This window comes from Caballeronia udeis (assembly GCF_044909315.1).
In the GTDB taxonomy this organism is placed as follows: domain Bacteria; phylum Pseudomonadota; class Gammaproteobacteria; order Burkholderiales; family Burkholderiaceae; genus Caballeronia; species Caballeronia udeis_A.
The window spans coordinates 76,461-96,134 of sequence record NZ_JBIYEB010000022.1; the positions used below are offsets into that span (position 1 = coordinate 76,461).

Consider the following 19,674-nt stretch of genomic DNA (forward strand, 5'->3'; position numbering starts at 1 on the left):
TGTCATGAAACAAGTTGTCAGGCTCGCGGCTGCGGTGGTGTTCGCCGCGGTCACCTTGAGCGGCTGTGTACAGTCTCCCCGAAACCTCGCGAGCGCCCAGTCGCCCTTTAGTGTCGAGATCCGCCGCACGCAAGACGGGATCCCGCATATCAAGGCCGACGACTGGGCCAGCCTCGGTTATGGCTACGGATACGTGCAGGCGCAAGACAACCTGTGCACGCTCGCAGATGGTTTCGTCACGTTTCGCGGCGAACGTTCGGCGTATTTCGGTGCCGACGCGCGTCCGCCGTCAGCGGCTTCCTTCGGTCAGCCGCGCAATCTCGACGCCGACTTCTTCTTTCGTTTCGTCGACGACTCGAGCGCCGTCGAGCGCTACAAGTCCGCTCAGTCCGCGCCCATTCGCGAGTTGATGGACGGTTTCGCGGCGGGCTATAACCGATACGTCGACGAACTGGACGCGGGACGCATGGGCGGCGCGAATGCCGAGTGCAAAGGCAAGCCGTGGGTCGGCAAGATCACTTCCGACGATATCATCCGCCGGCTCGTGGCAGCCAATCTCGCGGGCGGCGCCGCACGGTTTTTGCCGCAGATAGCGCATGCGCAGCCTCCTGCGAAACAGGCGCCGTCAGCGCCGGGCGTGCAAACCGGCGCTGTCGATATTGCACCCTCGCAGTTCGATATAGGCGGGCGGCGGGGTATTGGCAGCAATGCGCTTGCGTTTGGTGCGCCGGTCACGCAGGAAGGCCGCAGCCTCCTGTTCGGCAACCCGCACTGGTTCTGGCGCGGGCCTGACCGCTTCTATGAAGCGCAGTTGACCATCCCTGGTCAACTGGATGTGGCGGGCGTGTCGTTCCTCGGCGTGCCCGTCGTGATGATCGGCTTTAACAACGACATCGCGTGGACGCATACCGTGTCGAGCGCGCGGCGCTTCGGCATCTTCCAGTTGTCGCTCGATCCCGCCGATCCCACGCGTTATGTGTACGACGGCGTCAGCGAGCCAATGACACGCGTGCCTGTCACGGTCCAGACCCGCAGCGCCGACGGCACGCTGAAGCCCGTCACGCGCACGCTGTACCGCTCGCGTTTTGGTCCGCTCATCGATCTGTCCTCCATGTCACCGGCGCTCGCATGGAATGCGCAACATGCGTTCGCACTGCGCGACGTGAACACCGACAACACGCGTTCCTTCGAGAACTTCCTGTTGTGGGACCAGGCGCGCTCCCTCGATGACTTCATCGCGATCCAGAAGCGCCTCGCGGCTACACCGTGGGTCAACACCCTGGCAATTGGCCGCGACGATCCACGCGCATGGTTCGCTGACCTCGGCGCTGTGCCGGACGTGCCTGATTCACTCGCTGCGACCTGCACGACACCGCTTGGCCGCGCGTTCGGCGCGAAGGCGCCCGGTGTGCCGTTTCTCGATGGATCGAAAAGTGCGTGCGGCTGGCGCGTGGAAGCATCGAGCGTGCAGCCGGGTGCATTGCCGGTTGCCGGGGTGCCGAGCATGGCGCGCGGTGATTACGTCGGCAACTTCAACGGCAGTTACTGGCTGACCAACGCCAGTGCGCCCATGACAGGTTATCCGCAAGTGGCGGGCATTACCGGCACGGAGCAGTCGCTGCGTACGCGGTTTGGCCACATGCTCGCGGCTGAATTGCAGGTGCAGAAGGGCGGCGTGACGCGACTCGCGCTCGAGACGAAGGTGCTGGATAGCCGGTCCATGTCGGAGCAATTGTTCCGCAAGCCTATTCTCGATGCGCTTTGTGCCGATGAATCGGATCCGGTGGTTTCAGTCACGCAAGGCACGCCCGGCGGCAAGGCGCAAACGGTGGATCTTGGACCGGCGTGCAAGGTACTGCGTGAGTGGGACGGCACCGCCAACACCAATGCGCGTGGCGCCAATCTCTGGGACGAATTCTGGCGTCGCCTGGATGGGGCGGGGCTGGCGCATTTCTATCGCGTGCCGTTCGATCCAGCCGCGCCGCTCGCGACGCCACGGGGTCTCGACGCCTCCAATCCCGCGCTCAAACCCGCTCTTCAGCAGGCGCTCGGCGGCGCGGTGCTTGCCATGCAGCGCTACGGTTTTGCGCTCGACTCAACCCGTGGCGAACTGCTGCATGTCGAGCGCAACGGCGAGCGTGTGCCGCTCTTTGGCGGCTGCGACGATGCAGGTTATTTCACGGTGACATGTGCGCTTCATCCGCTCGATGCAGGCGGCTTTGCAATCGACCGCAACGGCCACGGCGAGAGCTACATGCAAGTGGTTTCGTTTGACGCCAACGGCGTGCAGGCGGACACCATGCTGGCGCATTCGGAATCCGACGACCCCGCCTCGCCCCATTTCAGCGATGCCACGCGCCGCTTCGCCGACAAGCAATGGCTGCGCTTTCCGTTCACCGAAGAGGCCATTGCCGCTGACCCGGGCATGACGTCCGTGAAGCTGCAAGCGCCGAGGTAAGCCGACTTCGGCGCGCTGTGCTATGGTCGAAAAACCCTACTCTTTCAACAGCCATGACCTCACCGGTCATGGCTTCGACCGTATCCATCATGTCCTTCACCGTCCAGCCATCAACCGGTTCAAAAGCGGCGCAATACGACGAGCTGGTTGCTCAGGCGCGCTCGCTTCTCAGCGATGAAACTGATCGCATCGCGAATGCGGCCAACTTCTCGGCGCTGGTGTATCACACGCTGCCCGACCTGAACTGGAGCGGCTTTTATTTCTTCGATGGCGTTGAACTCGTCGTCGGTCCTTTCCAGGGCAAACCGGCTTGCGTTCGCATCGCGCTTGGGAAGGGCGTATGCGGCACCGCCGCGCAAACCCGCCTCACGCAGGTGGTGCAGGACGTTCACGAGTTTCCCGGCCACATTGCATGCGACTCGGCATCGCAATCCGAGATTGTCGTGCCGCTGGTTGCCAAAGACGGCAGCCTGGCCGGTGTATGGGATGTGGACAGTCCTTCAGTGGCCCGCTTCGACGAGGACGACGCCAAAGGAATGGAAGCACTGTGCCGCGTATTCATGGAGCTGGCATGGGAGCCGCGGGCACCGGCCTGAGGCGCTGCTAAAGCACGATGCCGGGCTTGCGCGTTGAAAGGGTGCGTTCCCGTGCAGCAGATGGATTTCGCCGCTTCAGTGCGAGCAAATCATCGGGCGTCAGTCTTGACGACAAACTGCGCAAGGTCGGCACGCACCGAGCGAGCCTTCAGCCATTCGAGCGGGATCTGCCACAGCGATGTTTCGAAGCGGCTATGGAAAAACGCAAAGTGGCCGATCTCGCGATATCCCATTGACTCCGGCGGAATACGCAGATGCGTGACCGGGCTGTTCCTGAAGTAAGCAAGCAAACGTTCGATGGCCGATGCCGTGCCAAATTCGTCATCGGTTACGCTGAGCGCAAGCGTTGGCCCCTGCAACCCGGAAAAACCTTTGACCAGGGTCGCGCGTTCGGCTTCCGTCAGGGCGTGCGGGCCGTGCCGGAACGCATCCTCGAAGCGGGGTTGCGGCGCAATCCAGTCGCGCACGACCCCGCGCGGCGTGTCTTCCATCCAGCCGAGCATGCCACCGGGAAAGTAGCCGAGTGCGGCAGTAAGCGCCGGCATGATGGCATGCCATTTGATCAGCATGCCGAATCGTTTGTGGCTGGCGTAGTCCCGCCAGTGCGCGAACTGCGCGCCCATGCTGAAAACGCGGTCGATCAGATGATTCGACGGAGCCAGTCCCACCAGAACGCCGCCTACGCTATGGGCAACAACCTGTACAGGTTGCTGAGGAAACGTGCTGGATGCCAGGCGTAATACCGCTTCGAAATCGAGGCGTCCCCAGTCCAGCCACCCTGCGTGCAGGCTGCGAAGCGACGCCGGGCGCGAGCCGCCAATGCCTCGATAATCGTAGGTGATGACGTCGAATCCGTGTGCATGCAGGAACGCGGCGAAGCGCTAGTAGTAGCTGCACCGGACCGATGTGGCCGGGTTGATGATGACCACGGGCCTGGGTCCGCTGGCGTCGAGAGCGTCATGATGGCGCCATATCTGGCCCTTCAGCGCGTAGCCGTCCTCGGCATGTATGGTGACGGGCGCAGGCTGGACCTCACTCATTCTCGCGTCTCTTTTTGGGCAGTTCGTCGATAGTTCGAATATACCGTTGTTCGTCGGTTCACTCTTCATGATAACGCGGGCCCTAACTGAATGTGTTCTGCATCCAGGGTATGGATGCGGCGAAGATTCCGGTGCGTCATGTCGATGGGAAAAGCCGTTCGGTGGTGCAGGCCGGATCGCTTACCCCTGAGTTAAAAATGTCTATCCGTCCCTAAGCCTGAACACCGAGCTTGAGCGCGGCCTTGCGGACGGCTGCGGCTATGTCGTTGCTGATTGCGGGATCCTGCACTGCACGCGCGAGCGTTACCCCGCCAACCATCATGGCGAGCAGCGCGGTTGCTTCCTCGCGCCGGGCCTTCGGTTTTCCCTCCAGTCCGTCGGCCATTGCTTCGATGATCGCGCACAATTGCGTCTCGTAAGCTTGCCGGGTCTCGTCATCGGCACGGGCTACTTCGCTCGAAAGGCTTTGCAGCGCGCAGCTCTCCGCCAGATCGCAGGTGCGGCGGTCTCCCAGGTAGAAGTTGATGAAACCCTCGCGCCAACGGCTTCCTCGTTGCTCGCGCATCTGCTCGATCCCCCCTTTCAGTTCTTCGAGTCCAACCGTCACCGCCTCGCGGAACGCAGCCGTTTTCGACTTGAAGTGTACGTAGAACGCGCCTGATGTCACCTCGGCATCCTTTGCCAGTCCGTCCACCCCCGCGCCACCGAATCCCAGGCTGCGAAACCCCCGGCCTGCGCTCTTGAGAATCTTCAGCCTGCTTTCTTCCTTCTGATCCGCCCGATGTGCCATGTCCACGCTCTCCAGATAACGATCGATATTTGGTGCTTGACGATATCACGATTGTTGTGAAACTATCGCCACATCACGATCGTTATATAACGATCGTGATGTGAATGCAGGAACTCTGATTCGACCAACCGTCATCAAGGAGTTGCTTAAATGCCTATTTCAATCCAGGTCACCGAAGCTCTTCTCACCCGCGAAGGCGAGCGTGAAGTGTTCCCGCTCGTCGCGGACGCGTTGTTGCGCGCACACGGCCTGAGCGGCAACCGGTTCATGACCCCGAACGTCATTGGTCATCTGACCGTGAGTCCTGCGTCGGGGAGTTATGTGGGCGGCAAGCCCCAGTCGCTGGCGATTGTCGAGGTGAAGGTTCCGTCGACCACCTTCCCGAATGCCGACGTCAAGCAGGCGTTTGTTGGCGCGGTCACGGACATCATCGACCGGTTCAAGGCGGGGGATCATCCGCGCGACCGGACGTTTGTCAACGTGACGTACGCGGTGGACGGCGCGTGGGGTATCGGCGGGAAGGCGTATTCCAACGCCGAGATTGGCGAGGCTATTCAGCAGGGCGCCAGCTAACGCGTACCGCGCAGGCGCAACGAAACACACTCCGGGAGCATTGACAACGCAGCTTTCAAACTACCTGTTCTTCACGGCAGCGTGTGAGCAAGCTCTCGACTTCTACACCCGGTGCGGTTTGATTTCTTTTGAACCAGGGCTGATTGCATGCGCTAAAGCAATTGCCGGCGCGTCAGTTCTTCTGATAACGCATCGACGCTGACAAACTTGTATCCGTGCAGACCGGCACTAATAGCGCCTGCTACGTTGGGGTCGGAGTCGTCGATGAAAAGCGTTTCATCCGAGCTTACGTCGAGCTGTTCGAGGCAGCGAAGATAGGCCTGAGCCGCCGGCTTCGCCGCACCGAACGAAGCGGATGCATACACGTGAGGACCGAAGAGTTGCGCCACGGGAGGATTCAGATAGCCAATATGATCAGTCACCAGGCGGCAGTTGTTTGTCAGCACCGCGATCCGGGAGCGTTCGGCAACACATGCGGCGAGTGCGATCACTTCCGTGTAAGGCGTGATCGACGCGCGGCGGGCAGCCAGCCAGTCGTCTCGATGGATCGAGCAGCCTAGCAGCACGCCCAATGCGCTTAGATACTCGTCGTCGCTGATCTGTCCGGCGTCGGCGCGCGCTTCGAGTCCGGAGCCCCAGATAGCGTGGCGCACGGCGTCGGGCGCTTGACCTGATACGGCGGACAAGTGCTCGACTCGCGCGGAGCGGTCGTAGTGAGACAGTACGCCTTCCATGTCGAACAGGACCAGCGCGGGGGATGCTGCCATGGTGTGGGCCTCGCGGTGAAAGCTTCCAGAAGGCGAAGCATTCATCGGGTGATATGCCTGCAGGCCGCTGGAAGTTTCTATTGTGCCTTGACGAAAAATACGGTGGTTACCCGGCTAAGCAAGGATTAACGCCGCCGGCCAGGTTGTTGGCATCGGCCATAGTGTTTATCTCTCGTACAGGTGGACCAGCAGCCGTCCGCGTCTACCGAGGTAACAGGCCGGCCCGTTGCCCAGCCACCTGAATACCATACACAGCGGACGCTGTTACCACGCCGGTCATCAACACGCCGAGCAACCCGAGCAATACCGCAACAATCCGGCCAAGCACGGTGGTGGGTACCACGTCGCCGTAGCCGATGGTCAGTGCCGCGACTGCACAAAAGTAGAAAGTTTGACCCAGCGATGATTGTGTTCGCGTGCTTGTGTCGACTGTGCCGCCGAAGTAATGCATTGTGACCGACAAAGTGAGGAACAGGATCAGCAGAAAAGTCAGAAAGCTTCGCAGGTGCCAGAGAACCCTGGCAATCTCGGCAATCGCATGCTTTGGCTGGATCTGGGCGCGAACCGGGTTCTTGGGTGTGTCGTTCATGTGATGAATCTCGCAGTGCTGCAGGCCATGTTTTCTAAAAAAGATCGATAGTACTACGTGGTTTATCCTAAAAATGAGCGAAATCCGACATGGATTGAATCGGTCGATAGAGCCACGGCTCCGCTACAGCGCCCGAGAGTCAAGGGTTTTCGACAGTATGCCCGGCACTGAGATAGTCGAATGGCCCTTGCTTTTTATGCCAGCTTGTTGCCAACCTCCGGGAGGATCTTTCTGGCGAGCGCGTTCATGTCCGATTGCCGATGCAGTCCGGGATTATTCAAGGCTGCTTGGCTGACTAACCGGCACGACTACGCAAGAAGATTTCTATAACCGCAGCGAGATACGGTGTGCACGTTTGCATTGGATAGTGTCCGCAGTTCTGCAGTGTCACGGATTTCCGGTATCGTGACCTGCCCATTTCAAACACTGCCGACAGTGCGGATAAGGAGTTCCCCCAATGGATCAACATGACGCGCCCGCCACCGCTGAATCGGGGCAACACATTCCGTTCATCGCGCACGGATCCTATCCGAGGCGGGGAGGGAATCGGGTCCGGCCTTTGATCGATAGCGGTCCGGCTTTCCGCCGGATTTGCGAAGCGGTGGAGCATGCGCGGCACAGCGTCTGGATCACGGTCACTTTCATCGCCACGGATTTCCAGATGCCGGATGGACGCGGCTCGATTTTCGATGTCCTAGACCGCGCGGTCGAACGGGGCGTAGACGTTCGTGTGATTTTTTGGCGGCCAAATCCCGAGAGCAGTGGCTACGGCCAGACGTTCGCCGGGACAAGCACGGACTTCGATCTGCTAGCCCGACGCGGCTCGCGTTTTCGCGCCCGCTGGGACCGTGCTCCTCTTGCTTATTGTCATCATCAGAAGATCTGGCTGATCGATGCGGGCGCGCAATCGGAAACGGCTTTTGTCGGCGGGATCAATCCTACTTTCGCTGCGGTCGAACCGGGTCACATGGGTGAAGGGCAACGCCACGATATCTATGTCGAGGTCACAGGTCCGTCCGCTAGCGACGTGCACCACAATTTCGTGCAACGATGGAACGAGGCCAGCGAGCGGAACACGGAGTCAGGAGTATGGGGGCATGACAGCGACGAGCGTTTGCCCTTCCCTCATGGCCTGTCCGATGCACGAGGCGGCAGCGTTGTCCAGATTCAACGCAACGTGCATGCGGGTTGTTATGGCGACCCTCATGCTGCGCCTGGAAGCGCTGCGCATTACATCGTTGGCGGCGAGCGGTCGATCACCCATCAATACCTGCTGGCGATCAACGCGGCCCGCCGCACGATCTACCTGGAGAATCAGGCGCTCCCCGTGCCCGAGATTGCGTTCGCGCTCGAGGACGCGCTTGAACGAGGCGTACAGGTTGTCCTTCTCGTGTCGGGTGAGCCCGAGGAATATCTGGGCCTGTGGCGGCAACGTCCCGAGCGCAAGCCGTTTTTCGACCGGCTGGAAGCACTCGGCCAATACGAGCATTTCACGCTGACGGGCATTGCCGGGCAAACGCAATCCGGCGCTCGGGCATACGTCTACGTTCACGCGAAGATCATGCTGGTCGACGACGAATGGGCGACGATCGGCTCGTGCAACCTGCACGCCAATTCCCTGTTCGGACACAGCGAGATGAATGCAACGGTGTGGGATCGTGACGTGGTGCGAGCGCTGCGCTGCCAGCTTCTGCTTGAACATCTCGGACAAGATACCGGGCACCTGGACGACCGCCCGGCACTGCAGCTATACCAACATATAGCCTACGAAAATGCGGCTCGATGGCAAGCTGGCAATGGCGGCTGGCAAGGTCTCGCATGCAGCCTGGATCCCGTGACGTATGGCGAACCCCGGGCGCGTTAGATGACGCAAGGGGTATGATTCGTGATCCGGATCATTATCCTGGCAGTGCCTCAAACGCATTGCTCACTGTGTCGATAGCCGTGTCGTCAATATGCCGGTGAATCACAAGACGCATCGCTTGCGGGCTGCTCGCCCGCACCGCAACGCCCTGGGTCGCGAGCCATCGCGCATGGTTTTCCGCGCGGCCGTCCGGTACCGCGAGCCGCAGGATATTGGTTTGCGGCGCAACACGATCAATCTCCACGCGCGTGTTTTCCCGTAGCCTTTCCCAAAGCATCAGGGTGCGCCGGTGATCATCGGCAAGTTTCGCGGGCATTGTCCGTAACGCGACCAGACCGGCAGCGGCCATGATGCCCGCTTGCCTGAGTCCGCCGCCAATGGTCCGGCGCAGCGTCCTTGCGCGTTCGATGAATTCACGCGAGCCGAGCAACACCGAACCCATTGGCGCGCTCAGTCCTTTCGACAGGCAGAACGTGACGCTATCGCCATACAGGGCAATCTCGCGGGCTTCCACACCCAGCGCTGCCGCCGCGTTGAACAGACGCGCGCCATCCAGATGGAGCGCCGCGCCACGCTCGCGTGCAACGCCTGCCACCCGAGAAAAATACTCGAGCCCTTGAACGCAACCGCCCGCAGCGTTATGGCTCGTTTCGATAGCCACCATTGCCGTTGGCTCGCCGTAGCGCGAATACCCGCCGCGGACGTTGTCGCTCAGAAGGTCCAGGTCCATTTCCCCGCGATGTGAGGCAATCGTGCGGCAGAACAGGCCAGCAAGGCGCGAGACGCCGCCGCCTTCCGAGTTGGCCATGTGCGCGTGCTGGTCGAGGACGGCTTCGCCGCCGCGGGTCGCGTGAACGAGTGTCGCGAGGACATTGCCCATGGTGCCGCTGCATACGAAGAGCGCGTCCTCTTTCCCGAGCAATGCTGCCGCTTCCTGTTCCAGCGCCTGGACGGTTGCGTCGCCCTCCAGCGTGTCGTCGCCAAGCGTTGCTTCGCGCATCGCGTCCCACATGGCATCGGTCGGGCGCGTCACGGTATCGCTGCGCAGATCAATCATGCCGGTCATGCAAGCCCCCTCGGCGCATTCGCCGCGTGCTGCGGTGAACTTGAGTCCTGTGCCGGCTCGGCCTCCGGCTCTTCATAAGCCACGTGCGCCAGTTTCATCACCAGCTTGACGGCGACCGTGTTGCTATAGACGTTGATGGCCGTGCGGCCCATGTCGAGAAACGCGTCGACGCCCGCAATGATCGCGAGTGCTTCGACTGGAACGCCGATGGTGGTGAGCACCATCGCGACCGCCACGAGGCCGCCGGAGGGCACGTTTGCACTGCCCTTGCTGGCAAGCGTGGTGACGATCACGATCGACAGCAGCGTGTGCCAGTCGAGCGGAATACGATACGCGTCCGCCAGGAAACCGACCGCGAGCGCGAAGTACATGATCGACCCGTCGCGATTGAAGGCATAGCCGAGCGGCAGCACCACGGAAACCACGGCTTTCGGCACGCCCATCTGGACCAGCTTCTCCATGTGCACCGGAAGGCTCGCTTCCGACGAACGCGTGGCGAACGCCAGCAGCACGGGTTCGCTGATCTGGCGGCTCACCTGCCAGGGCTTTTCACCGATCGCCTTCAGGATGATCGCGAAGATCACCACGAGCAGCGCAAGGCCGAGATACATGACCCCCACCAGCTTGACAAGCGACAGCAGCGTCCCGATTCCCTGAGTGGCGAACAGCCACGAGATGATCGCGAAGATGGCGATGGGCGAGAGCGAAATGATCCAGTCCGTCACTTTGAAAACAGCGGCCATCAGTGCATCCAGCACGTCGATGAGCGGCTTCGCGCGGTTACCCAGCGAGCCCAGCGCAAGTCCGAGAAGCGCGGCGAAGAACAGCACGGGCAGAAGGTTGCTGCCGGACATGGCGGCCACGATGTTGCTCGGAATCATGTCGAGGAAGAACTTGGTCCAGTCCACGCTCGCGGCAACCACCTTGCCCGGCTTGGCTGCCTCGGCCAGATTGGCGCCGAGCCCCGGATGGAACAGCGCATTGAGGCCGAGACCGATGAAGATCGAGATCACCGTCGCGACGAAGAAGTAGATGAGGCTGATCGCGGATACCCGTCCGAGCGAGCGCGCCTGATTGCCCATCTGGCAGATGCCGAGCGTGATCGCGGTGAACACGAGTGGCACGACGATCATCTTGATTGCCTGCACGAATGCGGTGCCGACCGGCGCAAGCTTCTCGGCGAAATGCGGAAACAGAAACCCGACTGCACACCCCAGGACAAGTCCGAGAAGCATCTGCAAAGGCAAGGCTATCTTTCTACGACCGTGATGCGACCGCATGACTATTCTCCCGGGGGCAGGGGTTGATCGATGTGAATAACTTGAGCGGCAGAGAGGACGCTTACGTCCGCTCGTCACCCGTGTGCGCGAGAAACTTCAGGCGAATCTGCATCGCGCGTTCAATGTGGCCATAGACAAGTCCGCGGGCGCCTTCGGCGTCGCCGGCTTGAATCGCCGCATAGATTTCGAGGTGCTCCAGCACCGCCTGTTTCGTCCGCTCGGCGCTATAGCGTTCAACGCGCCGCAATGCGAGGCCGCTCTGGTCGCGCAGGTTCCGGTAGGTCTGCCGCAAGCGCCCGTTGTCGGCGCATTCGAACATGGCGTCGTGGAATGCCCAGCCAATGCTCTGCGCTTCATCCACGTCCAGCACGCCGCCGGCATCCACCCCGGCTACCAGCGCTTGCAGTCCCGCTGCCGCGTCGTCCAGCGAAGCGCCGCGGCCATGGCGAGCGGCGAGGAAAGCTGCCATGCCCTCTAACGCAAGACGCATTTCGTGGATCTCGCGCAGGTCGGCGACGGACATCTCGCGCACGAACGTGCCGCGCATGGGCACGATTTCGAGCAGGCCGTCGCGCGCGAGCCATTTGACCGCCTCACGAATGGGCGTCCTGCCGACCTGCAAGCGCTCGGCAAGACTACGTTCGGAAAGTGCTTCGCCCGGGCGCAGCGACCCATCGACGATCAACGCGCGAAGGCTCGCGTAAGGTTCGGGAATTTCACTGGTTTCTATCTGGTTCATGACTGGTATACCAGCATGGAAAAAATCAGTTGGCAAGATTTTTTGCAAAAGTCCGCGTGGCGTGCAATGCGCGTCAGCGGCGTATGCGATGTGAAAGTCCTGGATTTCCAGGTGGCCTTCAGGTGGCCTTATCCCACCCAGAACAACCCTGACGTGCTGCATTCGGCACGGATGAAATCCGCTAACAGCTTGACTCGTGCCACATCGTGCGAGTCCGCATGCGAGACCAGCCAGTAAGAGCGGCTGAGCGAAATTTCATCGGGGAGAATACGAACGAGAGTGGGGTCGATGCGCGCAATAAAGCATGGCAATACGCCGATACCCACCCCGCCGCTAACCGCTGCCGCCTGACTGATGACGTTCGAAATACGCACGGACGGCGTGAGGGACGTGGAGATCTGCGACAGGTAATCGAGCTCCGCGCTCCACATCAGATCTTCGACGTAACCAATCCAGGGATGATTGAAGATGTCCTGGAACGCCTTGATGGGCGCATGCGTCTCCAGGTACCGGGGCGCTGCGTACACCCCGAGCGAATAGTCGTTGAGCTTGTGAGCATAGACGCGGCCCTGACTTGGGCGCGTCATGGTCACCGCAATATCGGCTTCGCGTTTGGAGAGGCTGAATGTGCGCGGATTGGCGACCAGTTCTATCTCCAGGTCGGGGTGCATGGCCGTGAGCTTCGCAAGCCTGGGCGCAAGAAAGTAAGTGCCGAATCCTTCCGGTGTGCCGACCCTGACCGTTCCCGTCAGGCCGGCTGACGGATCGCCCAGACGCGCGTTGATACGCAGCGCCAGGCTCTCCATGGCCTCGGCATCGGTCATCAAACGTTCCCCCTCGGGTGTCAGCAGAAAGCCGACCGACCGACGCTCGAACAACTGCACGCCGATGCTTGCTTCAAGCGACGCCACGCGCCGGCTCAGCGTGGAATGGTCGATGCCCATTTGTTGCGCCGCGACAGTGAGACGGCCCGCGCGAGCAACAGCGAGGAAGGCTTGCAGGGAATCCCAGTCAAATCTTCGCATCGGAATTTTTGCACAGCGCGGTTGTGGAATTGCCCATTCTATTGCAAAAAGCTGGCTGCTATCTTTGGCTTCATGTCCTTCCCCGACGAAGGCGCGCGGCTCGATCCCGGTATGACGAACCATGACGAACCGCGATTCAACCGTATGAAAAAAGGAGACAGCATGTCGCTTATCGCGAAGCTCGAAGCTCGTGCCCAGGCAGGGCGTCCCGTCAGAGTAGGGCTGATCGGCGCGGGTAAATTCGGTTCGATGTATCTCTCGCAGGCGCCGCGTACGCCGGGCATTCATCTGGTCGGCATTGCGGATCTGTCGCCGGCCCGGGCACGCAGCGCGATGCAACGGGTGGGCTGGGAAGAAGCGCGTTACTCGGCCGGTTCGTGGGCTGAGGCCTTGCGCAGCGGTTCGACTTTCATCACCGACGACGCCGATGCAATGATCGTAAGCGACCACGTCGATATCGTCATCGATGCAACGGGAAGCCCTGCTGCGGGCATTCATCACGCGCTGCTGTGCTGCAAGCACAAGAAACACATTGTGATGGTCAACGTTGAAGCGGACGTCCTCGCGGGTCCGCTGCTTGCCCGGCGCGCGGCTGAGGCGGGCATCATCTATTCGATGGCCTCGGGGGATCAGCCGGCGCTGATTGCGGAGCTGGTGGACTGGGCTCGCACGATCGGCTTTGAAGTCATCTGCGCGGGCAAGGGCACCAAGTACTTGCCGGTCTATCACCAGTCGACGCCCGACACCGTCTGGAGTTACTACGGCTTCACGGAAGAGCAGGTTGCTTCCGGCGACTTCAACGCGCAGATGTTCAACTCCTTCCTCGACGGCACGAAGTCGGCGCTGGAAATGGCGGCGGTATCGAACGCGTGCGATCTGCGCCCGCCCCCCGACGGCCTGGCGTTTCCTGCCTGTGGCGTCGACGATCTGCCGGAGTTGCTGCGCCCGGCCTCCGAGGGCGGAATCTTGCCGCATCGTGGCAGCGTGGAAGTGGTGTCGTCGCTTGAGCGCGACGGCCGTCCCGTGTTCCGTGACTTGCGCTGGGGTGTCTATGCCGTATTTGAAGCGCCTTCCGGTTACGTCCGCGACTGCTTTGCGCAATACGGTCTGAAGACTAACAAGAGCGGGCGTTTCGCCGCCATGTACAAGCCGTATCACCTGATTGGCCTTGAACTCGGGGTATCGATTGCAAGCATTGCGGTGAGGGGAGAGGCAACGGGCGCAACTACCGGATTCCACGGCGACGTGGCCGCCACCGCCAAGCGCGATCTGCGAGCAGGCGAACGGCTGGACGGCGAGGGCGGCCACACCGTCTACGGCAAGCTGATGCCCGCAGTGGACTCGCTGCTGCACGGCGCGTTGCCCATTGGCCTTGCGCACAACATGGTGCTGCAGCGGCCGGTAGCGGCAGGGCGCCCGGTCCGCTGGAGCGACGTGGCCTTCGACTCTACGAAAGAAGCCGTGCGCGTACGTCTCGAGATGGAGGCGCTGTTCCGCAAGGAACTCGGCGTGGAGGTCGTAGCCGACAAGCTCGCATCATAAGCATGCCTGATTGAATCTGGCCGGGCGTCCGCCCGGCCGCACTCTATAACGTCCGGCAAAGGGCGACGGAGGAGACATGAGCCATATCAGCGAAACCCTTTTGGTGGGGCCGGCGGCGCGTACCGACGTGTACCGCAAGATCAGTTGGCGCATCATGCCGTTCATCGTGCTGTGTTATCTGTGCGGTTATCTCGACCGGGTGAACGTGGGCTTCGCCAAGTTGCAGATGCTGAACGACCTGCACATGAGCGATGCTGTCTATGGCCTGGGCGCGGGTATCTTCTTCATCGGCTATTTTATTTTCGAAGTGCCCAGCAACCTGATCCTGCACCGGGTTGGCGCCCGTCTCTGGATCGCGCGCATCATGATCACGTGGGGGATTATTTCCGCACTCACGCTGCTGGTGAAAACGCCGATGCAGTTCTACACCGCCCGCTTTTTCCTAGGCGTGGCTGAAGCCGGTTTCTCGCCGGGCATCATGTTGTATCTGACCTATTGGTTTCCCGCGAGAAAACGGGGCTTCGCGCTGGGCGTGTATTACATCGCGATTCCGTTGTCAGGCGTGGTAGGCGGTCCGTTGTCGGGCTGGGTACTCAGCAGCTTCAGCCATTCCACCGTGATGGCGGGATGGCAGTGGCTGTTCCTGATTGAAGCGCTTCCGGCCCTGCTTTGCGGCATAGCGGTGTTTGCACTGATGGTCGACCGGCCCACGCAGGCGAAGTGGCTGACCGAGGATGAAAAAGCCCAGGTGACAGGGGAGATCGATCGAGAGGACTCCGAGAAGACGACGCATCAAAACTTTGGCGCCATTCTTTCCGATCGTCATATCTGGAAACTCTGCGCCGTCTACTTCTGCCAGATCATCGGCCTGTATGGCATCAGCTTCTGGCTGCCGTCGATCATCAAGGACTCGGGGCTCAGCGACGTCTCGACCATCGGCTGGTTATCGGCCATTCCTTATCTCGTCGCGATCCCTGCGATTGTGCTGACCGGAATGAGCTCGGACCGCTTCCGTTCGCGCCGGATGCATTTCTCCGTGCTGGCGGTGATCGGCGCGATCGGGTTCGCTGCAAGCGGGTACGTGGGCCACCATCCCGCACTCGCGGTGATCTGGTTGAGCGTGGCGGCTGCGGGCATATTGTCGGCGCTGTCGCTGTTCTGGAGCATTCCGTCGTCGTTCCTTGCCGGCACGTCCGTGGCGGTCGGGATTGCGGGAATCAACTGCGTGGGTAACCTCGCGGGTTTTGTCTCGCCCTATGCGGTGGGATGGCTCAACGTGACCACCCACGACAATCGCATGGGACTGTATTTCGTTGCCGCGTGTCTGGTGCTCGGTGCGCTGCTGGTGCGAACCATCTCGGGCAAACTCGCGGATCGGTGATTACCGATCGTTACTTGTTGCTTATCCGGCCTCGCCTCGTTAGCCGCAGAACGAAAGCGAGGCCGGTGAAAACGAATCCGGCTACACAGACGCCGGTCCAGCCGTCCATCGCCCACGCAGCGCCGGAAAGCGCTGCGCCCAACGCGCCGCCGACGAAAAACACCCCGACGAATAGACCGTTCAACCTTCCGCGCGCAGCGGGATCCATCAGGTTGATCGCCCGCCGACCCAGGGTCTGGTCGGTGACGACTCCTGCATCGAGTGCGGCCGCGCCCGCGACGAGCATCGCCACCGCCAGCACCGGATGGGCGCTCGCCGAAAAGCCTCCCCAGCCCGCGCCTGCCACGCCGATTGCCACCAGCGCGAGGAGCATGGTCAGGTGGCCGGCGAGCAAGGTCCTGCGACCCCACCCGCGGTCGCCCGCGCGGCCGGCGAGGGGCGTCACGATCGCACCCGCCGCGCCGGCGAGTGCGAACAGCGCGACGCCATTCATGTCGAAGCTGAACGGCGGCTGCACGAGCCGCAGGCCGATCGCCGTCCAGAACGCGCTGAACGCGCCCATCACCAACGCCGCCGATACAGCATTCCGTTGCAGCACAGGCTCGGTGCGCATCAGCGTCCAGAGCGAGCGCAGGAGCGCCGGATAGCGCGTAGGGGTGCCTGGCACGCGCGCAGGCAGCTTCATGTACAGGACGACGGCAAGCAGCGCATTGATCACCGCGGCAAGCCCGTAGAAAGCACGCCAGCCGATGGACCCGGCAATGACGCTGGCCGCCGGACGCGACAACAGGATGCCGAGCATCAGGCCGCTCATGACATTGCCGACTGCACGCCCGCGATGGCTTTCCGGCACCATTGAAGCGGCCATGGGCACCAGCATCTGGATCACGCTGGACGCGGCACCGGCCAGGAAGACAGCGGCCAGAAACACTACGCGTGAATCGGTAAGCATCGCGATGGCGAGAAAAGCGGCGCCGCACGCCAGTGTGCGCACGATCAGCCGGCGGTTTTCCAGCAGGTCGCACAGCGGCACGAGCAACACCAGGCCGACTGCGTAGCCGAGCTGCGGCAGCATGGCGGCGAGGCCGGCGAATTCAGGGGCGAGATGCAAGCTGCGGCTGATCGCGCCGGTCAGCGTTTGCGCGGCAAACAGGTTCATCACAATCACGCCGACTGCCGTCGCGAAGAAGACAGTCAGCGGCCCGGTGAGTCTGTGCGGGTTGTCGGCTTCCGGCGCGGTGATGGCACGGGCGGGACATTCTGCGGATGGATTCATCGAACGGGTTCTCAAAACGGGGTCTGAGAAGCCATCCTAGTGATGCATTTACTATGCGACAATTGAAATATGTTGATAATGATTATGCGATATAGTTTGCCCTACTCGTTTGGAGCAACCGTGTGAATACGCGTGATCTACAGGCATTCGTTGCAGTTGTCGACAGCGGTTCGATGGTGCGCGCCGCAGAAAAACTCCACCTCACGCAGCCCGGGTTGACGCGGCGTGTGCAAAACCTTGAAAGCGTGCTGGGCGCGGAATTGCTCGATCGCCAGAGCAAGCCGCTCAAGCCGACCGCTGCGGGCAACGAGGTGTATGCGCTGGCGCGCACCGTGTTGCGCGCGGTGGATGATCTACTGCTTGTCGCGTCTCCCGAAAGCGAGCCGTCCGGCGAGTTGAGAATTGGCCTGCCGCCGTTTCTGGCGGAAGTGGCGCTCGAGAAGCCCGTCGACGTCCTGCGCGGTGCCTTTCCGCGACTGACCTTGCGCGTGACAGCGGGTTGGTCGCCGACTCTGTTGCAGAGTGTCGAACGGGCATCGCTTGATGCATCTATCGTGTTGATGCCGTCCGGCACCGTACCGCCCGAGACGTTGCACGCTACGCTCCTCGCGTTCCTGCCGACCGTGATCGTCGCGGCACGTACCCTTGGTCTGCCCGATACACCAATGACACTCGCAGATCTGGCGTCTTACGAATGGGTACTCAATCAGGATGGCTGCGGATTGCGCTCGGCACTAAGACGCGCGATGGAAGCAGCGGGACTGCCATTCAATGTCGCCGTTGAAGCGTTTGGCTCCGAGCTGCAATTGTCTCTGGTCGCGCGTGGCCTCGGTATCGGGCTCGTTACGCCGGACATGCTGGAACGCACGGCGCATCTCCCGGCGCTCCAGGTGATAGAGACCACTGATTTCCGCACGGGAGTCGATGTGTGGTTCGTCCATGGTTCAGTCCCCGGGCGGCTGATGCGGGCTATCGATCTGTTGCGTGGTTCGCTCGCTGAAGTGCTGACCAGCGGCAAGACAGCGAAGCAAGGGAAAGACACAAAACGCGCAAGAATAAGACGCCAATCATAGGCTCGCGAGCGCAACGGCCGCCACCTGCCGCTCATCTACTCCACCAGTGTAATTTCGATCCGCTCCTTCCCCTTGCCCGTATTCTTGCGCTTGAGCCTGACCGGACCGACCTCCGCGGTGGATCGCGGATGGGTTCCGCCACATGCCATCCGCGCGAAGCCTTCGACTTCCCAGTACCGGTGGCCGGCTTGCTCGTCACTGAACGCAGTGAGAATGGGGCGGTCATCTTTCGTCAGGAATCCTGCTTCCTGTTCGATAACCGGGAATAGCGCAGCCAGACTCGTTTCACTGGCAAAGTCGATTCGCGCTTTGTCGGGTGATATGTGAGCGCCTATACGCTCTATCCCAGGCCGGTGTTTGTACACCAGTTGAAGGACCATCTCTGCGGCGAAGTGGAGTCGCATCAACTTGTAGCGCCTGTCCCAGTCGATGCGCAACGTCACGCGGTCGCCGACCTTGAGCGTATGCCCGGGCGGCAGCGTGTACACAATGTTCATCCCCTGGTTTTCCGCCAGGAGAACCGGGTAGCCTCCTATCGTGCCGGCATCGCTTTCCTGCCCGCCCGAAAAGGCGAAGAACACGGTCTGTTCAACCTGCACCTGATCACCGGAAACCTGGGTCAGCACGGTATCGAGTTCGGTCTGATAAGGGGCGCTCCAGAATACTTTCTGCGTCATGTCTTTGTCTCGATCAAACGACTGTCAATCGCGACATGATAGAGGGCGCAGGGGCATGGCGACTTGTACGAACTTGCGCAACGGCCCTGCCTCAATCCAGTCCGGTCTTTCCCGGCGCCCAATAGGCTTTTGTCCTGATTCGCGCCGCCTCGATCCCGCTGGCCTTGAGAACGCGGCGAACCCGCTGGATGGATGACGCCTTGCCGGACAGCACGAAGGAATCAGGCCGCCACTCGTCAATGACCTTCAGCAGGTGGGCTTCGACTTCATCCAGATGGGCATCGCTATTTCCCGAGGCACGAGGAACGAAGCGGGCAGGCTTCGCGCTGATTGCCTGCCAGACACGCTCCGACTCCTCGACACACGAGACCTCGAACACCGACGCGATGGCTCCCGAAGGACCCAGGTTTGAACCGAGCGCCAAGGCGAGGCCAAACGCGGTTTCGTCACCGAACACCAGCGATCGCTGGTTAGTGAGTCCATCGAGATCGAGAGAGCGCCGCGGCCCGAAGAACGAACAGGCCTTGCCGATTCGCGCCGTTGAGGCCCACATCGCACCGGGTCCGTCGCCGTGAGAGAACGCCAGGATGCGTGTCTCGCCGGTGGCGGCGTTCCAGGAGACCGGTGTGTAGGTGCGGTTCTTGCCGCCGCCAACATCGACCTGGATCTTCTGGCCCGGCACCCACGCGACCGCTTTCAGGTCCTCTCCCGCGAGCGTGACCAGCCGGAAATGCTCCGACAGCGATTCGACCCCTGAAACCGTCGCCTGGCGGAAGAGCCACTTGATCAACAGCGCCGTCAGGCGGCCGGGTTTTTTCAGACCCGGCTCGTCCGCGATCGCTCCGGTGCTCAATGAATCCATGCATCAGCTCCCTTGGTGGATATCGTGATTCGGTTTCGATGAGGATAGGCGCGGCGCCACGCGGCGTCGTTGGGCA

The 19,674-nt window shown here is 61.5% G+C and carries 19 protein-coding genes; 7 read left to right on the top strand and 12 right to left on the bottom strand.

The window, feature by feature from the left end; genetic code table 11:
• The first annotated feature begins 4 nt into the window (after positions 1 to 4).
• Positions 5 to 2,458, top strand: a complete 2,454-nt coding sequence (locus tag ABH944_RS29755; protein ID WP_404610853.1) for a penicillin acylase family protein — start codon at positions 5 to 7, stop codon at positions 2,456 to 2,458.
• A gap of 89 nt (positions 2,459 to 2,547) precedes the next feature.
• The gene (locus tag ABH944_RS29760) at positions 2,548 to 3,054 is read left to right on the top strand and encodes a GAF domain-containing protein (protein ID WP_404610943.1); all 507 of its coding nucleotides are present in this window, start codon (positions 2,548 to 2,550) and stop codon (positions 3,052 to 3,054) included.
• A gap of 89 nt (positions 3,055 to 3,143) precedes the next feature.
• On the opposite strand, the gene ABH944_RS29765 is transcribed toward ABH944_RS29760, so the two are convergent.
• The 3 genes from ABH944_RS29765 to ABH944_RS29775 all read right to left on the bottom strand — a co-directional run bounded on the left by ABH944_RS29765 (position 3,144) and on the right by ABH944_RS29775 (position 4,884).
• A complete protein-coding gene (locus ABH944_RS29765; protein WP_404610944.1) occupies positions 3,144 to 3,920 on the bottom strand; it encodes an alpha/beta hydrolase family protein in 777 nt (258 codons plus the stop codon).
• A gap of 15 nt (positions 3,921 to 3,935) precedes the next feature.
• A complete protein-coding gene (locus ABH944_RS29770) occupies positions 3,936 to 4,094 on the bottom strand; it encodes a hypothetical protein (protein WP_404610854.1) in 159 nt (52 codons plus the stop codon).
• A gap of 211 nt (positions 4,095 to 4,305) precedes the next feature.
• A complete protein-coding gene (locus tag ABH944_RS29775) occupies positions 4,306 to 4,884 on the bottom strand; it encodes a TetR/AcrR family transcriptional regulator (RefSeq protein ID WP_404610855.1) in 579 nt (192 codons plus the stop codon).
• Between the two features lie 150 nt (positions 4,885 to 5,034).
• On the opposite strand from ABH944_RS29775, the gene ABH944_RS29780 reads away from it, so the two are divergent.
• Entirely contained in the window at positions 5,035 to 5,457 is a 423-nt protein-coding gene (locus ABH944_RS29780) for a tautomerase family protein (RefSeq protein ID WP_404610857.1), read from the top strand.
• 152 nt (positions 5,458 to 5,609) lie between these two features.
• Here ABH944_RS29780 and ABH944_RS29785 read toward each other — a convergent pair whose 3' ends face one another.
• Both ABH944_RS29785 and ABH944_RS29790 read right to left on the bottom strand, forming a co-directional pair.
• Positions 5,610 to 6,224, bottom strand: coding sequence for an HAD family hydrolase (locus ABH944_RS29785; protein ID WP_404610858.1), 615 nt, complete (start codon positions 6,222 to 6,224; stop codon positions 5,610 to 5,612).
• A gap of 202 nt (positions 6,225 to 6,426) precedes the next feature.
• The gene (locus tag ABH944_RS29790; protein WP_404610859.1) at positions 6,427 to 6,813 is read right to left on the bottom strand and encodes a potassium channel family protein; all 387 of its coding nucleotides are present in this window, start codon (positions 6,811 to 6,813) and stop codon (positions 6,427 to 6,429) included.
• Positions 6,814 to 7,270: 457 nt separating this feature from the next.
• Here ABH944_RS29790 and ABH944_RS29795 point away from each other — a divergent pair, with 457 nt between their 5' ends.
• Positions 7,271 to 8,677 (top strand): phospholipase D-like domain-containing protein, encoded by a 1,407-nt coding sequence (locus ABH944_RS29795; RefSeq protein WP_404610860.1) that lies wholly within the window; start codon positions 7,271 to 7,273, stop codon positions 8,675 to 8,677.
• 34 nt (positions 8,678 to 8,711) lie between these two features.
• On the opposite strand, the gene ABH944_RS29800 is transcribed toward ABH944_RS29795, so the two are convergent.
• From ABH944_RS29800 to ABH944_RS29815, 4 genes are all read right to left on the bottom strand, one after another.
• Positions 8,712 to 9,743, bottom strand: a complete 1,032-nt coding sequence (locus ABH944_RS29800; protein WP_404610861.1) for a threonine aldolase family protein — start codon at positions 9,741 to 9,743, stop codon at positions 8,712 to 8,714.
• The gene (locus tag ABH944_RS29805) at positions 9,740 to 11,023 is read right to left on the bottom strand and encodes a dicarboxylate/amino acid:cation symporter (RefSeq protein WP_404610862.1); all 1,284 of its coding nucleotides are present in this window, start codon (positions 11,021 to 11,023) and stop codon (positions 9,740 to 9,742) included. Before ABH944_RS29805 ends, ABH944_RS29800 begins: the two co-directional genes overlap by 4 nt.
• Positions 11,024 to 11,084: 61 nt before the next feature.
• Positions 11,085 to 11,762 (bottom strand): GntR family transcriptional regulator, encoded by a 678-nt coding sequence (locus ABH944_RS29810; RefSeq protein ID WP_404610863.1) that lies wholly within the window; start codon positions 11,760 to 11,762, stop codon positions 11,085 to 11,087.
• Between the two features lie 128 nt (positions 11,763 to 11,890).
• Entirely contained in the window at positions 11,891 to 12,787 is an 897-nt protein-coding gene (locus ABH944_RS29815) for a LysR family transcriptional regulator (protein WP_404610864.1), read from the bottom strand.
• Between the two features lie 162 nt (positions 12,788 to 12,949).
• On the opposite strand from ABH944_RS29815, the gene ABH944_RS29820 reads away from it, so the two are divergent.
• Both ABH944_RS29820 and ABH944_RS29825 read left to right on the top strand, forming a co-directional pair.
• Positions 12,950 to 14,329: an NAD(P)H-dependent oxidoreductase gene (locus tag ABH944_RS29820; protein WP_404610865.1), complete on the top strand. Its 1,380-nt coding sequence runs from the start codon at positions 12,950 to 12,952 to the stop codon at positions 14,327 to 14,329.
• A 76-nt stretch (positions 14,330 to 14,405) separates the two neighbouring features.
• Positions 14,406 to 15,710 carry an MFS transporter gene (locus ABH944_RS29825; protein WP_404610866.1) on the top strand — a complete coding sequence of 435 codons (1,305 nt, stop codon included), beginning with the start codon at positions 14,406 to 14,408 and terminating at the stop codon, positions 15,708 to 15,710.
• Positions 15,711 to 15,720: 10 nt separating this feature from the next.
• On the opposite strand, the gene ABH944_RS29830 is transcribed toward ABH944_RS29825, so the two are convergent.
• Positions 15,721 to 16,986 (bottom strand): MFS transporter, encoded by a 1,266-nt coding sequence (locus tag ABH944_RS29830; protein WP_404610867.1) that lies wholly within the window; start codon positions 16,984 to 16,986, stop codon positions 15,721 to 15,723.
• Between the two features lie 122 nt (positions 16,987 to 17,108).
• On the opposite strand from ABH944_RS29830, the gene ABH944_RS29835 reads away from it, so the two are divergent.
• Positions 17,109 to 18,059 carry a LysR family transcriptional regulator gene (locus ABH944_RS29835; RefSeq protein ID WP_404610868.1) on the top strand — a complete coding sequence of 317 codons (951 nt, stop codon included), beginning with the start codon at positions 17,109 to 17,111 and terminating at the stop codon, positions 18,057 to 18,059.
• Between the two features lie 35 nt (positions 18,060 to 18,094).
• Here ABH944_RS29835 and ABH944_RS29840 read toward each other — a convergent pair whose 3' ends face one another.
• Together ABH944_RS29840 and ABH944_RS29845 are read right to left on the bottom strand one after the other, a co-directional pair.
• Complete coding sequence (locus tag ABH944_RS29840; protein ID WP_404610869.1) at positions 18,095 to 18,736, bottom strand: alanyl-tRNA editing protein; 642 nt, start codon at positions 18,734 to 18,736, stop codon at positions 18,095 to 18,097.
• 91 nt (positions 18,737 to 18,827) lie between these two features.
• Positions 18,828 to 19,598 carry a siderophore-interacting protein gene (locus tag ABH944_RS29845; RefSeq protein WP_404610870.1) on the bottom strand — a complete coding sequence of 257 codons (771 nt, stop codon included), beginning with the start codon at positions 19,596 to 19,598 and terminating at the stop codon, positions 18,828 to 18,830.
• Between the last annotated feature and the right edge of the window lie 76 nt (positions 19,599 to 19,674).

Bases quoted from the DNA above. Each gene is read 5' to 3' on its own strand.
- ABH944_RS29810 (WP_404610863.1), bottom strand. From the start codon at position 11,762: ATGAACCAGATAGAAACCAGTGAAATTCCCGAACCTTACGCGAGCCTT.
- ABH944_RS29790 (WP_404610859.1), bottom strand. From the start codon at position 6,813: ATGAACGACACACCCAAGAACCCGGTTCGCGCCCAGATCCAGCCAAAG.
- ABH944_RS29840 (WP_404610869.1), bottom strand. From the start codon at position 18,736: ATGACGCAGAAAGTATTCTGGAGCGCCCCTTATCAGACCGAACTCGAT.
- ABH944_RS29815 (WP_404610864.1), bottom strand. From the start codon at position 12,787: ATGCGAAGATTTGACTGGGATTCCCTGCAAGCCTTCCTCGCTGTTGCT.
- ABH944_RS29760 (WP_404610943.1), top strand. From the start codon at position 2,548: ATGTCCTTCACCGTCCAGCCATCAACCGGTTCAAAAGCGGCGCAATAC.
- ABH944_RS29795 (WP_404610860.1), top strand. From the start codon at position 7,271: ATGGATCAACATGACGCGCCCGCCACCGCTGAATCGGGGCAACACATT.
- ABH944_RS29825 (WP_404610866.1), top strand. From the start codon at position 14,406: ATGAGCCATATCAGCGAAACCCTTTTGGTGGGGCCGGCGGCGCGTACC.
- ABH944_RS29780 (WP_404610857.1), top strand. From the start codon at position 5,035: ATGCCTATTTCAATCCAGGTCACCGAAGCTCTTCTCACCCGCGAAGGC.
- ABH944_RS29845 (WP_404610870.1), bottom strand. From the start codon at position 19,598: ATGGATTCATTGAGCACCGGAGCGATCGCGGACGAGCCGGGTCTGAAA.
- ABH944_RS29755 (WP_404610853.1), top strand. From the start codon at position 5: ATGAAACAAGTTGTCAGGCTCGCGGCTGCGGTGGTGTTCGCCGCGGTC.
- ABH944_RS29770 (WP_404610854.1), bottom strand. From the start codon at position 4,094: ATGAGTGAGGTCCAGCCTGCGCCCGTCACCATACATGCCGAGGACGGC.
- ABH944_RS29800 (WP_404610861.1), bottom strand. From the start codon at position 9,743: ATGACCGGCATGATTGATCTGCGCAGCGATACCGTGACGCGCCCGACC.
- ABH944_RS29830 (WP_404610867.1), bottom strand. From the start codon at position 16,986: ATGAATCCATCCGCAGAATGTCCCGCCCGTGCCATCACCGCGCCGGAA.
- ABH944_RS29820 (WP_404610865.1), top strand. From the start codon at position 12,950: ATGTCGCTTATCGCGAAGCTCGAAGCTCGTGCCCAGGCAGGGCGTCCC.
- ABH944_RS29785 (WP_404610858.1), bottom strand. From the start codon at position 6,224: ATGGCAGCATCCCCCGCGCTGGTCCTGTTCGACATGGAAGGCGTACTG.
- ABH944_RS29805 (WP_404610862.1), bottom strand. From the start codon at position 11,023: ATGCGGTCGCATCACGGTCGTAGAAAGATAGCCTTGCCTTTGCAGATG.
- ABH944_RS29775 (WP_404610855.1), bottom strand. From the start codon at position 4,884: ATGGCACATCGGGCGGATCAGAAGGAAGAAAGCAGGCTGAAGATTCTC.